This is a genomic window from Pseudomonas sp. PvP100, from assembly GCF_017833055.1.
GTDB classification, from domain to species: domain Bacteria; phylum Pseudomonadota; class Gammaproteobacteria; order Pseudomonadales; family Pseudomonadaceae; genus Aquipseudomonas; species Aquipseudomonas syringae.
In genome coordinates this window covers 3,960,482-3,974,704 of record NZ_JAFIBO010000001.1, presented here as the reverse complement: position 1 = coordinate 3,974,704, position 14,223 = coordinate 3,960,482, and the positions used below count along the sequence as shown (strand labels likewise).

The 14,223-nt window shown below is 59.9% G+C and carries 13 protein-coding genes; 11 read left to right on the top strand and 2 right to left on the bottom strand.

What is annotated here, in order from left to right; genetic code table 11:
- Nucleotides 1-79 precede the first annotated feature (79 nt).
- From JOE39_RS17095 to JOE39_RS17085, 3 genes are all read left to right on the top strand, one after another.
- Nucleotides 80-1,102, top strand: coding sequence for a phosphotransferase (locus tag JOE39_RS17095; RefSeq protein WP_003394946.1), 1,023 nt, complete (start codon nt 80-82; stop codon nt 1,100-1,102).
- A 101-nt stretch (nt 1,103-1,203) separates the two neighbouring features.
- Nucleotides 1,204-1,875, top strand: coding sequence for an N-acetylmuramate alpha-1-phosphate uridylyltransferase MurU (gene murU, locus JOE39_RS17090; protein ID WP_003394944.1), 672 nt, complete (start codon nt 1,204-1,206; stop codon nt 1,873-1,875).
- A complete protein-coding gene (locus JOE39_RS17085; protein WP_003394942.1) occupies nt 1,876-2,646 on the top strand; it encodes a TerB family tellurite resistance protein in 771 nt (256 codons plus the stop codon).
- A 21-nt stretch (nt 2,647-2,667) separates the two neighbouring features.
- Here the strand turns inward: JOE39_RS17085 and JOE39_RS17080 are convergent, their stop codons facing one another.
- A complete protein-coding gene (locus tag JOE39_RS17080) occupies nt 2,668-3,672 on the bottom strand; it encodes an alpha/beta hydrolase family protein (RefSeq protein ID WP_074909568.1) in 1,005 nt (334 codons plus the stop codon).
- A gap of 114 nt (nt 3,673-3,786) precedes the next feature.
- Between JOE39_RS17080 and JOE39_RS17075 the strand changes: the two genes are divergently transcribed.
- Nucleotides 3,787-5,799 carry a transporter substrate-binding domain-containing protein gene (locus JOE39_RS17075; RefSeq protein ID WP_209995591.1) on the top strand — a complete coding sequence of 671 codons (2,013 nt, stop codon included), beginning with the start codon at nt 3,787-3,789 and terminating at the stop codon, nt 5,797-5,799.
- A complete protein-coding gene (locus JOE39_RS17070) occupies nt 5,796-6,425 on the top strand; it encodes a response regulator transcription factor (RefSeq protein ID WP_003341145.1) in 630 nt (209 codons plus the stop codon). Before JOE39_RS17075 ends, JOE39_RS17070 begins: the two co-directional genes overlap by 4 nt.
- A gap of 150 nt (nt 6,426-6,575) precedes the next feature.
- Here the strand turns inward: JOE39_RS17070 and JOE39_RS17065 are convergent, their stop codons facing one another.
- Nucleotides 6,576-7,523 carry an IS110 family transposase gene (locus JOE39_RS17065; RefSeq protein ID WP_209995143.1) on the bottom strand — a complete coding sequence of 316 codons (948 nt, stop codon included), beginning with the start codon at nt 7,521-7,523 and terminating at the stop codon, nt 6,576-6,578.
- Nucleotides 7,524-8,065: 542 nt separating this feature from the next.
- Between JOE39_RS17065 and JOE39_RS17060 the strand changes: the two genes are divergently transcribed.
- The 6 genes from JOE39_RS17060 (at nt 8,066) to JOE39_RS17035 (ending at nt 14,158) form a co-directional block, all read left to right on the top strand.
- The gene (locus JOE39_RS17060) at nt 8,066-9,190 is read left to right on the top strand and encodes an ABC transporter ATP-binding protein (RefSeq protein ID WP_003394921.1); all 1,125 of its coding nucleotides are present in this window, start codon (nt 8,066-8,068) and stop codon (nt 9,188-9,190) included.
- An 82-nt stretch (nt 9,191-9,272) separates the two neighbouring features.
- On the top strand, nt 9,273-10,307 hold the full coding sequence (locus JOE39_RS17055; protein WP_003394920.1) for an ABC transporter substrate-binding protein: 1,035 nt from the start codon (nt 9,273-9,275) through the stop codon (nt 10,305-10,307).
- A gap of 77 nt (nt 10,308-10,384) precedes the next feature.
- Entirely contained in the window at nt 10,385-11,632 is a 1,248-nt protein-coding gene (locus JOE39_RS17050) for an ABC transporter permease (protein WP_210078550.1), read from the top strand.
- A gap of 11 nt (nt 11,633-11,643) precedes the next feature.
- Nucleotides 11,644-12,465 (top strand): ABC transporter permease, encoded by an 822-nt coding sequence (locus JOE39_RS17045; protein ID WP_003394916.1) that lies wholly within the window; start codon nt 11,644-11,646, stop codon nt 12,463-12,465.
- A gap of 203 nt (nt 12,466-12,668) precedes the next feature.
- Nucleotides 12,669-13,343, top strand: a complete 675-nt coding sequence (gene rpe, locus JOE39_RS17040; protein WP_003394912.1) for a ribulose-phosphate 3-epimerase — start codon at nt 12,669-12,671, stop codon at nt 13,341-13,343.
- Nucleotides 13,340-14,158, top strand: coding sequence for a phosphoglycolate phosphatase (locus JOE39_RS17035; RefSeq protein WP_209995593.1), 819 nt, complete (start codon nt 13,340-13,342; stop codon nt 14,156-14,158). The genes rpe and JOE39_RS17035 overlap by 4 nt, the downstream gene beginning before the upstream one ends.
- Nucleotides 14,159-14,223: the final 65 nt, after the last annotated feature.

Below are 14,223 nucleotides of genomic sequence, written 5' to 3'. Positions count from 1 at the left end.
GCCTCTCGATGGGCTGAAAAAGATTCCGGATAATAAAGCATGACCCGCTTGACGGCTAGCGCCGTCGGAGACCCTTGTAATGTCAGATCAAGATATACGCCTGCAATCCCTGAAAGTTTGGCTCGATGAGCAGTTGCCGGCGCTGTTTTCGGCGCACGGTTGGGGCGCCGTGCCCCCGGCTACATTGACTGCGGCCAGCAGTGACGCAAGTTTTCGCCGTTATTTTCGCTGGGAGGGTGCGGACCGAACTTTTATTGTCATGGACGCCCCTCCACCGCAGGAAAACTGCAAACCGTTCGTGGATATCGCTCATTTATTGGAAAAGTCGGGCATTAATGTTCCAAAAATTTATGCCGAAGACCTGACACAAGGCTTTTTGCTGCTCAACGATCTGGGCCGTCAGACTTATCTGGATGTCATTGACGCCGATAATGCCGATGCCTTGTTCGCTGATGCTATCCAGGCGTTGCTGGCCTACCAGCAACTGCCTATGGACGCGCCATTGCCCAGCTATGACGTCGCGTTGCTGCGCCGTGAGCTGGAGCTGTTTCCAGAGTGGTACGTGAAGCGGCACTTGGGTGTCGAGATGGACGAGGCGCAGTTGAGCGACTGGCAGCAGGTCAGCGAGCTGTTGATCAACAGCGCCCTGGCACAGCCCAAAGTACTGGTGCATCGCGACTATATGCCGCGAAACCTGATGATCAGCGAGCCTAACCCGGGCGTGCTGGATTTTCAGGATGCGGTCTATGGCCCGGTCACCTATGACGTGACGTGCCTGTTCAAGGACGCATTCCTGAGCTGGCCGCAGGAACGTGTCAGTGACTGGCTGCGCACCTACTGGGATCAGGCGCGGGCTATCGGCATCCCGGTACAGGAAGATTTTGCCGCATTCGAGCGCGCCAGTGATCTGATGGGCGTACAGCGACATTTGAAGGTGATCGGCATTTTTGCCCGCATTTGCCACCGGGATGGAAAACCTCGCTACCTGGAAGACGTTCCGCGCTTTTTCGCTTATATAGAAGCGGTGTTGTCACGTCGCCCAGAACTGGCGCAGCTCGGGCAATTGCTTACCAGTCTGCAGCCGGTAGACGCCGCTGTCTGAAATGACAGAGACGGCCCACGTCATAGACAGCCCGTTTATACAGGGCCGCTTTGAAACATGGCCATTTTGGAAAAGATCTTGATTGTGTCGAAGAGGACTGCATGAAAGCGATGATTCTCGCCGCCGGTAAAGGCGAGCGAATGCGCCCGTTGACCCTGCATACGCCCAAACCGCTGGTACGTGTCGGCGATGTACCGTTGATCGAATACCACCTGAACGCCTTGCGCGATGCAGGGTTTCACCAGTTGGTCATCAATCATGCGTGGCTGGGCCAGCAGATCGAGGATTACCTGGGCGACGGTCAGCGTTTCGACCTGAGCATTCGTTACTCCCCCGAAGGCCTGCCGCTGGAAACCGGCGGTGGCATTCAGCGCGCATTGCCGTTGCTTGGCCTTGAGCCCTTCGTGGTGATCAACGGGGATATCTGGACCGATTACGACTTCAGCGCATTGCGTGTGCCGCTTGCGGGCCTCGCTCACCTGGTCTTGGTCGATAACCCCGCGCATCACCCGACGGGTGACTTCTCGCTGGTCGATGGTCAGGTGCGCGACGACGATTCGGCGGGTCAACGCCTGACGTACAGCGGTATCGCCATCCTTCATCCACAGCTGTTTGCCAATTGCGAGCCCGGCGCGTTCAAGCTTGCGCCGCTGTTGCGCGAGGCGATGCATAACGGGCTGGTCACGGGCGAGCACTACAGAGGGCGCTGGGTCGATGTCGGTACCCACGAGCGCCTGGCTGAAGCCGAGCAGATGCTTGTGGAGACTCGCTGAATGCTTTGGCCCGGCACACTGATCGGCGCTGGAGTCGGTTACGCAATTGCCAGTATTCCAGGCGCAATGCTCGGTGCTCTGTTGGGGCAGGCGCTGGACCGGCGCCTGAAACTGCAGAGTTGGGCGCATCTGCGTGAGCGCCTGGGTGGACGTGCAACGGTCCACAAGGACGATCTGCTGTTTGTGTTGCTGGGCCGTCTGGCCAAAAGTGACGGACGGGTTCTGGCCAGCCATATCCATCAGGCACGTACCGAGATGCGCCGTTTGAATCTGAACGAGGCGGATCAGTTGCGCGCCATAAACGCCTTCAAACGCGGCCGCGACGGCACCGATGGCCTGCGCAGTTATCTGCGTGACCTGCAAGGCCAGCCTGATATTGCCGAAGATATGTTGCGCGCCTGCTGGCGGATGGCGTGGGCGGACGGCAAGGCTTCTCGGGTCGAGCGCGAGCTGATCGGGGTGTGGGGCATGTGGCTTGGCTGGACAGGTCCACAGATCGAGGCGCTGGCTGCTGACCACGACCCCATGAAGCGCTCGCCGATCAGCAGCAGCGGCGGCGACTACAAAAGTGCGATGACGCTGCTGGGGATAAAGTCGGACACCGATCCTTTGAGCATCAAGCGTGCCTACCGGCGCCTGCTCAGCCGGCATCACCCTGACAAGATTGCCGGCTCGGGCGCCAATCCACAGCAAGTGCGGGTGGCGACCGAGAGGACCAGTGAGTTGCACAATGCCTATCGGGTGGTGAAAGCCCGACGCGGGTTCAACTGAGCCTGCTGGTGCGTCTGGCGCTTACTTTTCCTCTTTGGCGTCTATCCAGCCGCGAACACGGCGGAATAGCTGCTCTTGTTCGGCATCTCCGCCACCGGCGATGTTGATCAGAGCAATCTGTGTAAATCCCGGCCCCTTGGTGCGTTTACTGGCCTGCAGACGGGCCTTTGCAGCCTCGTCAGGCGAGTTTTTGTAGATGAAATCGACGGCTTTTACTTTCAGCTGAGGCACCATGTCCAGCAGCGAAGGCTTGGCATTCAGGGGTTCGCGCGCCGCCAGCATCACCAGTTTCTGCACCACAGGCGACGTCCGTTCATTGAGGAACCTGGCCGCCCAGTACGCGCCGCTGCTGTGGCCGATCAACACGATGCTGCGTGCCTTGTTCTGCTGCGCAAAGCTGATCGCGCTTTCGATCCGCGCGAAGATGCGCTCGGCCTGAGCCTTGTCGAGTTCTTCGTCGGCAGCAGCCTTGGCTGTTTCAGCCGCAGCCAGCGCCTCGGCTTCTGCGGACGGGTCTTTTGCTGTCGCGTTGGCGTCCTTGGAGGTTTCCTTCGGTGCCTCAGTGGCTTTAGCGGCGTTTGCATCTGCCGAGGCAGCATCGGGCTCGCGCGCGCCCGGCGTGTTGTCGAGCGGGTCCGGCATGGTGATGCTCAGGCTCGACCAGCCCACATCCGGAAACTTGCGTCGCAGCGGGCCGACAGCGTCGGGCCAGTCCGGTGACTCGGCTTCGCCAGGCACAATGATGACCGCGCCTTCAGGGGCCTCAGTGTTGGCGGGTTTCCAGAGCGCGAGAAAGCTGTCATCTCCGGCCTGAAGTTGCTGCTGGTCTTCGCGCGGCAATTGGCGTTCCAGCGCTATTGCGTCTTCCTGCGAGCGGCTGAGCAGCGGGGCTCTTTCGACGGGCGCTTGCGCAGCAGCGTCCTTGGCCGGGTCAGGGGTCGGGTCCGCTGCGAGGGCAGGCAAGGCGCAAGGCAGTATCAATGACAGAAACAATGCAGGAAACGTTGCGCGAAAGGTGTAGGACATCGGATATTCCAAGCCAGAAACTATCCCGGCAGCCTAATGGGTTGATCGGCTTTTGTCAGGCCTGAGCCTGCGCGGCACACGGCCGTGATACGTACACACGAGAGCGACATACTGATGATTCGTCTTCTGCGCACCGGTTTTATCGGCTGCCTGGCCTTGCTCTTGATGGCTCAGATGGCGAATACGCAGGCTGACGAACCTGAAACACCTGCCGTTGCGCACTTGAGTTCAGCACAGCGCAACTGGCTCGACCAGCATGGCCCGTTGCGCGTAGGGCTGGTGTTGCGTGCGCCTTACGCGCAGTTCGATCAACGCTTGCAGCAGTTGTCCGGCGCCAACGTCGACCTGATGAATGCGCTGGCTGCGACGCTGCCGGTCGAGTTGCTGTGGCGGAATTTTCCTGACCAGAGCGCGCTGGAGAACGCGCTGGCCAAGGGTGAAATCGACGTTGCGCCCGGCTTGATGCAAACACCCGCAGGCCTGCGTCTGTGGTTGTTTTCCGACCCGTATCTACGTGTTTCGCAGCTGTTGATCGGCGAACGTGATGGCAGCACTGCCGTGGACCTGGAGAAACTCGACAGCCTTTCGCGCGTCGCGGTACGCATGCCGAGCACCACGGCCGACTACCTGCGTAGCAACTTTGCGCACCTCAACCTGCAAGGGGTACCGCTGGAGCGCCAGGCCTTGCAGCTGTTGCTCAGTCAGCAGGCACGTTATGCCGTGGTGGACGAAGCGCAACTCAGTCGTTTGCTGCGCGAGCCGGGGTTCGCCGGGCTGGCGGTGGTGGGGGATATCGGGCTGCCGCAATTGTTGCGGGTGGCTTCACGTCGCGACATGCCGGAGCTGGCAGCCATCGTCAGCGAAGCCTTGCGAGCGATCCCTGCCAAGGAGCTGGAGCAACTGCATGCGCGCTGGATGCCGCTGACCCCTTCACATTTCATCGAGTCGACCAAACTCTGGAAGAACCTGTGCATTCTGCTGCTGGTGATGTTGCTGGCGTGTTTCGCCATCGTGATCTGGCAACGTCGCCAGCAGCAGGCGCTGGAGCAGGAGCTGCTGGCTGCGCGTGAAGAACTCGCCCGCCGTGTCGAAGAGGAGGAGGCGCTGCGTCTGGCGCAGTTTTCCATTGATCAAAGCACCGTCGGCATCCTCTGGGTCAACTGGGACAGCCGGGTGCGTTACGCCAACCGGGCGGCGGAATCCATGCTGGGCTATGCGTCGGGGCAGGTGGTCGAGCGCCCGCTGATCGATTTCGAGCCCGGTCTGCACATGGATCGCTGGCTTAACCTGTGGAAGAACGCGCGCTCCAGCGAAGACAGCCCGCAAGTGTTCGAGACCCATTGCCTGCGCGCCGATGGCAGCCTGCTGCCTGTCGATGTCTCGTTGAGCTTCCTGCGCTTTCGCGATGCCGAATACCTGGTGGTGTTCCTCACTGACGTCAGCGAGCGCCGCCGCGCACATGAGCAGTTACGTGACTTGTCAGCGCATCTGGAAAGCGTGCGTGAAGAAGAGAAGGCGCATATTGCCCGCGAGGTTCACGACGAGCTGGGTCAGATGCTGACGGTATTGAAGCTCGAGACGTCCATGTGCGAGCTGGCCTATGCCGACCTCGACCCTGGCCTGAGCGAGCGGCTGGAGAGCATGAAGCGTCTGATCGCTCAGTTGTTTCAACTGGTGCGCGATGTTGCCACGGCCTTGCGGCCACCGATTCTCGACGCTGGTATCGCTTCGGCCATCGAATGGCAGGCGCGCCGTTTCGAGGCGCGTACGCAGATCCCGTGTCTGGTGCAGGTGCCGGACAATCTCCCGACGCTCAGCGATGCCAGGGCCACAGGCATGTTCCGGATCCTTCAGGAGGCGCTGACCAATGTGATGCGCCATGCCCAGGCACACACGGTAGAGATCAGCCTGACGCTGCAGGACGGCATGATGTGCATGAGCATCGCCGATGACGGGCAGGGCTTTGTCATCGAGTCGGGCAGGGCGGTTTCGTTCGGTCTGGTCGGGATGCGCGAGCGGGTGCTGATGCTCGGCGGCCGACTTGAGCTGGACAGCGAGGTGGGTGAGGGCACAACCTTGCGCGCCTATATCCCGCTGGACACCCTCGCACAGGAGCGAAAACAGTGATTCGTGTTTTGGTAGCCGAAGACCACACCATCGTGCGTGAAGGGATCAAGCAATTGATTGGCCTGGCCAGGGATCTGCAAGTGGTGGGCGAGGCCAGCAATGGCGAACAGTTGCTCGAAACCCTGCGTCATGTGGCCTGCGAAGTAGTGCTGCTGGATATCTCCATGCCCGGCGTCAATGGCCTTGAGGCGATACCGAGGATTCTCGCATTGACCAACCCGCCGGCCATTCTGGTGCTGTCGATGCACAATGAGGCGCAGATGGCTGCGCGTGCATTGAAGGTCGGCGCGGCAGGTTATGCCACCAAGGACAGCGACCCGGCGCTGCTGCTCACGGCCATTCGCCGGGTGGCGGCCGGCGGGCGTTATATCGATCCGGATCTGGCCGACCGTATGGTCTTTGAAGTCGGCCTCACCGACAGCCGGCCTTTGCACTCGTTATTGTCGGAGCGCGAGTTTTCGGTATTCGAGCGCCTCGCTCAAGGCGCCAACGTCAACGACATCGCTCAGCAATTGGCCTTGAGCAGCAAGACCATCAGCACCCACAAGGCCCGGCTGATGCAAAAAATGAAACTCAACTCGCTGGCCGATCTGGTCAAGTACGCGATGGAGCACAAGCTGCTCTGAGTCTGAAAACGACACCCGACACCCCGCGCCCCTTTGCGACGCAGAGCGTCGAGACCTGCATTCCCACGCTGGAGCGCTCATCGTTGTACACAAGTCTGATTTGGATTCTGGCCGAAGGCCGTAGGAGATTCTATGGTTTTGGCAAAGCCCTCAAGCCACTTTTGTTTGATATTCGCTCTGGTTCTTTAACAGAGCGAAGACTACTCGAGCCAACTTTCGGGAGAGCATGACCAGCGCTTGAGTTGTACTAAAGCCACGCTTTCTCTGCTCTTCATAAAAAGGCTTCCAGGCCGGCGTACGGCTCCCGGACATAGCCGCGTTGTGCAGCAACCGTCGGGCTTCTGGATCGCCGCGTTTGGTCAATCGACGAGGTCCATCACTTTGCCCTGATTTGGATACTTTCAGGTCCAGCCCAAGAAACGCGATAAAGGCGTTCGCTCCGCTGAACTCGCCTCGCTGAAAAGAAGTGACCAAGCGAGCTGCAGTCAGAAAGCCGATCCCTTCTACTTTCATACAGCGGTTGACCTGCCTCATCAGCCCGGCTTCCTGCAGTACATCGCGAATCTTCTTTTCAACGAGCGCCTCAAATCGTTTCATCGAGTTGACCTGATTGGCGAACGCTGTTCTCAGAAAAGGCTCGTTGGTCCAGCTTTGTACCAGGCCAGTACGAGCCTGAACCAAGGCTGCACGACGTCGGAACAGGCTCAGAAGCTGCCGATAAAGCGGGCTCGCAGGTATCCAGGGCCGCAACTCATCAAGCTCGTTTTTCAGGTATCGGGCCAACAAACGAGCATCTTGGGCATCGGTTTTGGCGCGTATGTTGACGCCTTTACGGTAATGACTGAGCTGATAGCCATCCACCATATAAACGTCACAGCCTGCTTCGTGGGCCGCATCCGCGAACAGGACGTGATAGACGTTAGTGGCTTCGATGGCGATGGCGCAGCTGCTCGCCAAGGCCTTCAGCCATTGGGTGATGGCGACTTTGGTATTGGGGATTGCCTCAAGTCGATCATATTGATCGTGGTAGATCACCAGCTCATTCTTGGCGACATCTACACCGATGATCGGTTTTTCCAGAGTAACCCGCATTGCCATAACGCCTCCTCGGGGATAAGGTTTACAGACTTGAAGGGGCCACCCAGAGGCGCAGGCTTGTTTCTATCGTAGGTTGTGAGCCTTAAGCATTCTTTATCGGCGCTTGGGTGAAAGGAGGAGGGGTGAAATCTCCTACGGGTCTGTACTGCGCGAACAGTCAGAAGCGAACTAAGTCCCTCCTCCTCCCTTCAAGTCTTACCATACAAGCGAACTTGTTCGCGAGAGGGCCGGTATGATCGCCGAAAATGAATCGTCTGAAAAACTGTCTTCGCGAACAAGTTCGCTCCTACGCCCTTCGGGCCGAAGCCTTGAAGCCCTTTATCCTGCGCGTTCTAGGACTTGTGTATAACGATGAGTGCTCCACGTGAGTGCGCCGTCGAGAAGGATGCCTGAACCGACATATCCAATCGCGCCATCTCTGTAGGGCAATCCCTACCCTGGCCTTCCAGCCGGCCTAGGCGATTCTCTCCCGGCCCCCGATTTGCGGGGGCTTCGGGCTGCTCTAGGCTTGAGCCCACGCAGACAAAACAAGGGTGTGGGTAATGAGCGACGTCGATACAAGCGCTGGAGCAAATGATGTTCTGGTCAGCTTTCGTGGTGTGCAGAAGAGCTACGACGGCGAAGCACTGATCGTCAAAGACCTCAACCTGGACATTCGCAAGGGCGAGTTCCTGACCCTGCTCGGTCCTTCCGGCTCTGGCAAGACCACCAGCCTGATGATGCTGGCCGGTTTCGAGACCCCGACGGCCGGTGAAATCCTCCTCGGTGGCCGCGCCATCAATAACGTGCCGCCGCACAAACGCGACATCGGCATGGTGTTCCAGAACTACGCCTTGTTTCCGCACATGACCGTGGCCGAGAACCTGGCGTTCCCGTTATCGGTGCGTGGCATGAGCAAGACCGACGTCGGCGAGAAGGTCAAAAAGGCACTGGGCATGGTTCAGCTCGACACCTTTGCGCATCGCTACCCGGCGCAGCTGTCCGGTGGCCAGCAGCAGCGCGTGGCGCTGGCACGCGCGCTGGTCTTCGAACCCCAACTGGTGTTGATGGATGAGCCGCTCGGCGCCCTCGACAAGCAGCTGCGCGAACACATGCAGATGGAGATCAAGCACCTGCACCAGCGCCTGGGCGTAACCGTGGTCTATGTGACCCACGACCAGGGCGAAGCCCTGACCATGTCCGACCGGGTTGCCGTCTTCCATCAGGGTGAAATCCAGCAGATCGCACCGCCCCGCAGCCTGTACGAAGAGCCGAAGAACACCTTCGTCGCCAACTTCATCGGCGAGAACAACCGCCTCAATGGACGTCTGGTCAGTCAGGACGGCGATCGCTGTGTGGTCGAACTCGAGCGTGGCGAGAAAGTCCACGCGCTGGCGATCAACGTCGGCCAGCCTGGCGGTCCGGTGACCCTGTCCATCCGTCCCGAACGCATCAACCTCAATGGCCGCAGCGAGAGCTGCGCCAACCGTTTTTCCGGTCGTGTGGCCGAGTTCATCTATCTGGGCGACCACGTTCGCGTGCGTCTGGAAGTGGCCGGCAAGAACGACTTCTTCGTCAAACAGCCGATTGCCGAACTGGACCCCGGCCTGAGCGTGGGCGACGTGGTGCCCATCGGCTGGCAAGTCGAGCACGTCCGGGCGCTCGACCCCATGCAGCAAGTGCATTGATCTACCGACAAAAGCAATAACAGAGGCGACCTGATCGCCCATCCCAATCGCTTACCAACACTGCTCGTGGAGAAAAGAACACATGTTGAAATCTTTGAAGTTCACCGCCATCACGTTGGGCATGATGTGCGCGGCGCAAGCCATGGCAGCCACCGACCTGACCGTCATCTCCTTTGGCGGTGCCAACAAGGCCGCTCAGGAAAAAGCCTTCTACGCGCCTTGGGAAAAGGCTGGCAACGGCAAGATCATCGCCGGTGAGTACAACGGGGAAATGGCCAAGGTCAAAACCATGGTCGACACCAAGAGCGTTTCCTGGGACTTGGTAGAAGTCGAATCGCCGGAACTGGCGCGTGGTTGCGACGAAGATATGTTCGAAGAGCTGGACCCGAAACAGCTGGGCAATGCCGCTGACTTCGTGCCTGGCGCCATCACCACCTGCGGTGCCGGTTTCTTCGTCTGGTCCACCGTGCTGGCGTACAACGCTGACAAGGTCAGCACTGCACCCAGCGGCTGGGCCGATTTCTGGGACACCAAGAAATTCCCGGGCAAGCGCGGCCTGCGCAAAGGCGCCAAGTACACCCTGGAATTCGCCCTGATGGCCGACGGCGTTGCGCCGAAAGACGTCTACAAGGTATTGGCCAGCAAAGACGGCCAGGACCGCGCGTTCAAAAAGCTGGATGAGCTCAAGCCGAACATTCAGTGGTGGGAAGCCGGCGCTCAGCCGCCGCAGTACCTCGCGTCCGGTGACGTGGTGATGAGCTCGGCCTACAACGGCCGGATCGCCGCCGTGCAGAAGGAAAGCAACCTCAAGGTCGTCTGGACCGGTGGCGTGTATGACTTCGATGCCTGGGCCATCCCGAAGGGTTCGAAAAACGCCGATGCCGCGAAGAAGTTCATCGCCTACATGCTGAGCCCCGAGCAGCAGAAGACCTACTCGCAGAATATCGCCTACGGCCCGGCCAACACCCAGGCGGTCAAGCTGCTGGACAAGGAAACCCTGCAGAACATGCCGACCACGCCTGAGAACATCAAGGATCAGGTGCAGATGGACGTGGCGTTCTGGACCGACAACGGCGAATCCCTCGAGCAGCGTTTCACTGCCTGGGCTGCCAAGTAATCCGTTTGCGTTGAGTCAGAACCGGGCGCTCCCTGAAGCGGGGAGCGCCCCCTCGTTAAAAGATTCCGGAGTTCGCTATGGTCATCGCCGTGCCCTTGACTGAAGGCGCCAGCCCCAACTTGAAGCAACGTCTCGCTCGCGCCGAGCGGGTCAACCGCTGGAAGGCCCAGGCATTGATCGCTCCGTTGGTGATTTTCCTGCTGTTGGTGTTTCTGGTGCCCATCGCTGCGCTGCTGTACAAGAGCGTCGGCAACCCCGAAGTCGTGACTGCGCTGCCAACCACCGTGGTCGAAGTGCAGAAGTGGGATGGTAAAGGGCTGCCGCCCGAGTCGGTCTACAAGGCAATGAGCCTGGACCTGGCCGAAACGCGCAAGAATTCCACGCTGGGCGATCTGTCCAAGCGTCTGAACATCGAACTGGCCGGATACCGCAGTCTGCTGAGCAAAACAGCACGCGCGCTGCCGTTCAAGACCGAGCCTGCCTCTTATAAAGAAGCGCTCGAAGCGCTGGACGAGCGTTGGGGCGACCCGGCCTATTGGCAGGCGGTGCGTCGCAATACCAGCAGCATCACCCCGTATTACCTGCTGGCGGCGGTCGACCATCGCATCGACGACCTCGGCGAAATCGCCCCGGCGACCCCGGACCAGGCGATCTATCTGGACATCTTCGCCCGCACGTTCTGGATGGGCCTGGTGATTACCGCGATCTGTCTGGTGCTGGCTTATCCGCTGGCCTACCTGCTGGCCAGCCTGCCTGCGCGGCAGAGCAACCTGCTGATGATTCTGGTGTTGCTGCCGTTCTGGACCTCGATTCTGGTGCGCGTGGCTGCCTGGATCGTGTTGTTGCAGTCCAGCGGGCTGATCAACAGTGCGTTGCTGGCGATGGGCATCATCGACAAGCCGCTGGAACTGGTCTTCAACCGCGTCGGCGTGTACATCTCGATGGTGCACATCATGCTGCCGTTCATGATCCTGCCGATCTACAGCGTGATGAAGAACATTTCCCCGACCTATATGCGCGCTGCGATTTCGCTGGGCTGCCACCCGTTTGCGAGCTTCTGGCGCGTGTACTTCCCGCAGACTTATGCCGGGATCGGGGCAGGCTGTCTGCTGGTGTTCATTCTGTCGATCGGCTACTACATCACCCCGGCGTTGCTGGGCAGCCCGAACGACCAGATGGTCAGCTATTTCGTCGCGTTCTACACCAACACCAGTATCAACTGGGGCATGGCCACCGCGCTCGGCGGGCTGCTGCTGTTGGCGACCATCGTGCTGTACCTGATTTATAGCTGGCTGGTCGCCGCCAGCCGCCTGCGTCTGAGCTGAGGAGCGTGACCATGCTGAACCCTTACACATCGCCGATCGAGCGCCTCTGGTATTACGCCTTGCGCATCATCTGCACCCTGGTGCTGCTGTTTCTCGTGCTCCCGGTACTGGTCATCGTGCCGCTGTCATTCAACTCCGGCAGCTTTCTGGTCTATCCGCTGCAAGGCTTCTCGTTGCAGTGGTATCAGGACTTCTTCAACTCCGCCGAGTGGATGCGCGCGCTGAAGAACAGCATGATCGTCGCCCCGGCCGCGACCCTGCTGGCGATGGGTTTCGGCACGCTGGCAGCGATCGGCCTGACCCGCGGCAACTTCCCCGGCAAGGCGCTGGTCATGGCCCTGGTGATTTCGCCGATGGTGGTGCCGGTGGTGATCGTCGGTGTCGCCAGCTACCTGTTCTTCGCGCCGCTGGGACTGGGCAATAGTTACACCTCGCTGATTCTGGTCCATGCGGTGCTGGGCGTGCCGTTCGTGATCATCACCGTGTCGGCGACGTTGCAGGGCTTCAATCACAACCTGGTGCGTGCGGCCGCCAGCCTCGGCGCATCGCCACTGACCGCGTTCCGGCGCGTGACCCTGCCACTGATTGCGCCAGGGGTGATTTCCGGCGCGCTGTTCGCCTTCGCGACCTCGTTCGACGAAGTGGTGGTCACGCTGTTCCTCGCCGGACCGGAACAGGCGACCTTGCCTCGGCAGATGTTCAGCGGTATCCGCGAAAACCTCAGCCCGACCATCGCCGCCGCTGCGACCCTGCTGATCGGCTTTTCGGTGGTCTTGCTGCTGGTGCTGGAGTGGCTGAGGGGGCGCAGCGAAAAACTCAGAACGGCGCAGTGACTGCAAGCTGCAAGCTGCAAGCTACAAGCTACAAGCTACAAGCTACAAGCTAAAAGCAGAAGCAAATCAAAATGCTTGAAGCTTGAAGCTTGAAGCTTGAAGCTTGAAGCTTGAAGCTTGAGGCTTGAGGCTCGAAGCTTACCGCTCCGGGCGAAGCTTGGCGTACAATCCGCGCACCGTGATTCTGCTCAAACAGGTGCGTCATGCAGCCCTTCGTTATTGCCCCATCGATTCTTTCCGCTGACTTCGCCCGTCTGGGTGAGGAAGTCGACAACGTGCTGTCCAGCGGCGCCGACTTTGTCCACTTCGATGTCATGGACAATCACTACGTCCCGAACCTGACCATTGGTCCGATGGTGTGCAGCGCGCTGCGCAAATATGGCGTCACTGCGCCGATTGACGTGCACCTGATGGTCAGCCCGGTGGATCGCATCATCGGCGACTTCATCGAGGCCGGTGCCACCTACATCACCTTTCACCCGGAAGCGACCCAGCACATCGACCGTTCGCTGCAGTTGATCCGCGAGGGCGGGTGCAAGGCGGGCCTGGTGTTCAACCCGGCCACGCCGTTGAACCTGCTCGAATACGTCATGGACAAGGTCGACATGATCCTGCTCATGAGCGTCAACCCAGGTTTTGGCGGGCAGAAGTTCATCCCCGGTACGCTCAACAAGCTGCGTGAAGCGCGCGCCCTGATCGATGCTTCCGGACGCGACATCCGCCTGGAAATCGACGGCGGCGTGAACGTCAATAATATCCGCGAAATCGCAGCGGCAGGTGCTGATACCTTCGTTGCCGGTTCAGCCATTTTCAATGCGCCGGACTACCGCGAAGTGATCGACAAGATGCGCACAGAACTGGCGTCATCCCGCGCATGAGCGGCTTCGAGCGGCTGTTTGCAGGCAAACTTCCCAAGCTGATCATGTTCGACCTGGACGGCACTCTGGTGGACTCGGTGCCCGATCTGGCCGTGGCGGTGGACACCATGCTCGCCGAGCTGGGGCGTCCGATCGCCGGGCTGGAATCGGTGCGGTCCTGGGTGGGCAACGGTGCTCCGGTGCTGGTACGCCGCGCGCTGGCCAACGACCTCGACCACAGCGGGGTCGATGACGCGCTGGCCGAGCAGGGCCTGGAAATCTTCATGCGCGCTTATGCGCAAAAGCATGAGTTCACCGTGGTCTATCCCGGCGTGCGTGAAACCCTCAAGTGGCTGCAGAAAATGGGTGTCGAAATGGCCCTCATCACCAACAAGCCGGAGCGCTTCGTCGCGCCGCTGCTGGACGAGATGAAGCTGGGGCGTTTCTTTCGCTGGATCATCGGCGGTGACACCATGCCGCAGAAAAAGCCCGATCCTGCCGCACTGTTTTTCGTGATGAAAATGGCCGGTGCGCCAGCCTCGCAATCGCTGTTCGTCGGCGACTCGCGCACTGACGTGCAGGCGGCCAAGGCTGCCGGTGTGGCCTGCGTCGCGCTGAGCTATGGCTACAACCATGGGCGGCCGATTGCCGAGGAAAACCCGGCGATGGTGATTGATGATCTGCGCAGACTGATTCCCGGTTGCCTGGACATGGACGCTGAGATACTGTTGCCCGACATCAAACGTCCCTCCTCAAGAGAATCCATCGTGGTGGTCACTCGCAAACTCTGGATGAAAGTCATCAAGGCCCTGGCCCGCTGGCGTTGGCGCGCCTGACCTGATTCTGGCCGGCCTGCCGGCACGTTTGCCTACCTGACCGTTTTGTCCTCAAACCACGAGGT

Bases quoted from the DNA above. Each gene is read 5' to 3' on its own strand.
- JOE39_RS17095 (WP_003394946.1), top strand. From the start codon at position 80: ATGTCAGATCAAGATATACGCCTGCAATCCCTGAAAGTTTGGCTCGAT.
- murU (WP_003394944.1), top strand. From the start codon at position 1,204: ATGAAAGCGATGATTCTCGCCGCCGGTAAAGGCGAGCGAATGCGCCCG.
- JOE39_RS17085 (WP_003394942.1), top strand. From the start codon at position 1,876: ATGCTTTGGCCCGGCACACTGATCGGCGCTGGAGTCGGTTACGCAATT.
- JOE39_RS17080 (WP_074909568.1), bottom strand. From the start codon at position 3,672: ATGTCCTACACCTTTCGCGCAACGTTTCCTGCATTGTTTCTGTCATTG.
- JOE39_RS17075 (WP_209995591.1), top strand. From the start codon at position 3,787: ATGATTCGTCTTCTGCGCACCGGTTTTATCGGCTGCCTGGCCTTGCTC.
- JOE39_RS17065 (WP_209995143.1), bottom strand. From the start codon at position 7,523: ATGGCAATGCGGGTTACTCTGGAAAAACCGATCATCGGTGTAGATGTC.
- JOE39_RS17060 (WP_003394921.1), top strand. From the start codon at position 8,066: ATGAGCGACGTCGATACAAGCGCTGGAGCAAATGATGTTCTGGTCAGC.
- JOE39_RS17055 (WP_003394920.1), top strand. From the start codon at position 9,273: ATGTTGAAATCTTTGAAGTTCACCGCCATCACGTTGGGCATGATGTGC.
- JOE39_RS17050 (WP_210078550.1), top strand. From the start codon at position 10,385: ATGGTCATCGCCGTGCCCTTGACTGAAGGCGCCAGCCCCAACTTGAAG.
- JOE39_RS17045 (WP_003394916.1), top strand. From the start codon at position 11,644: ATGCTGAACCCTTACACATCGCCGATCGAGCGCCTCTGGTATTACGCC.
- rpe (WP_003394912.1), top strand. From the start codon at position 12,669: ATGCAGCCCTTCGTTATTGCCCCATCGATTCTTTCCGCTGACTTCGCC.
- JOE39_RS17035 (WP_209995593.1), top strand. From the start codon at position 13,340: ATGAGCGGCTTCGAGCGGCTGTTTGCAGGCAAACTTCCCAAGCTGATC.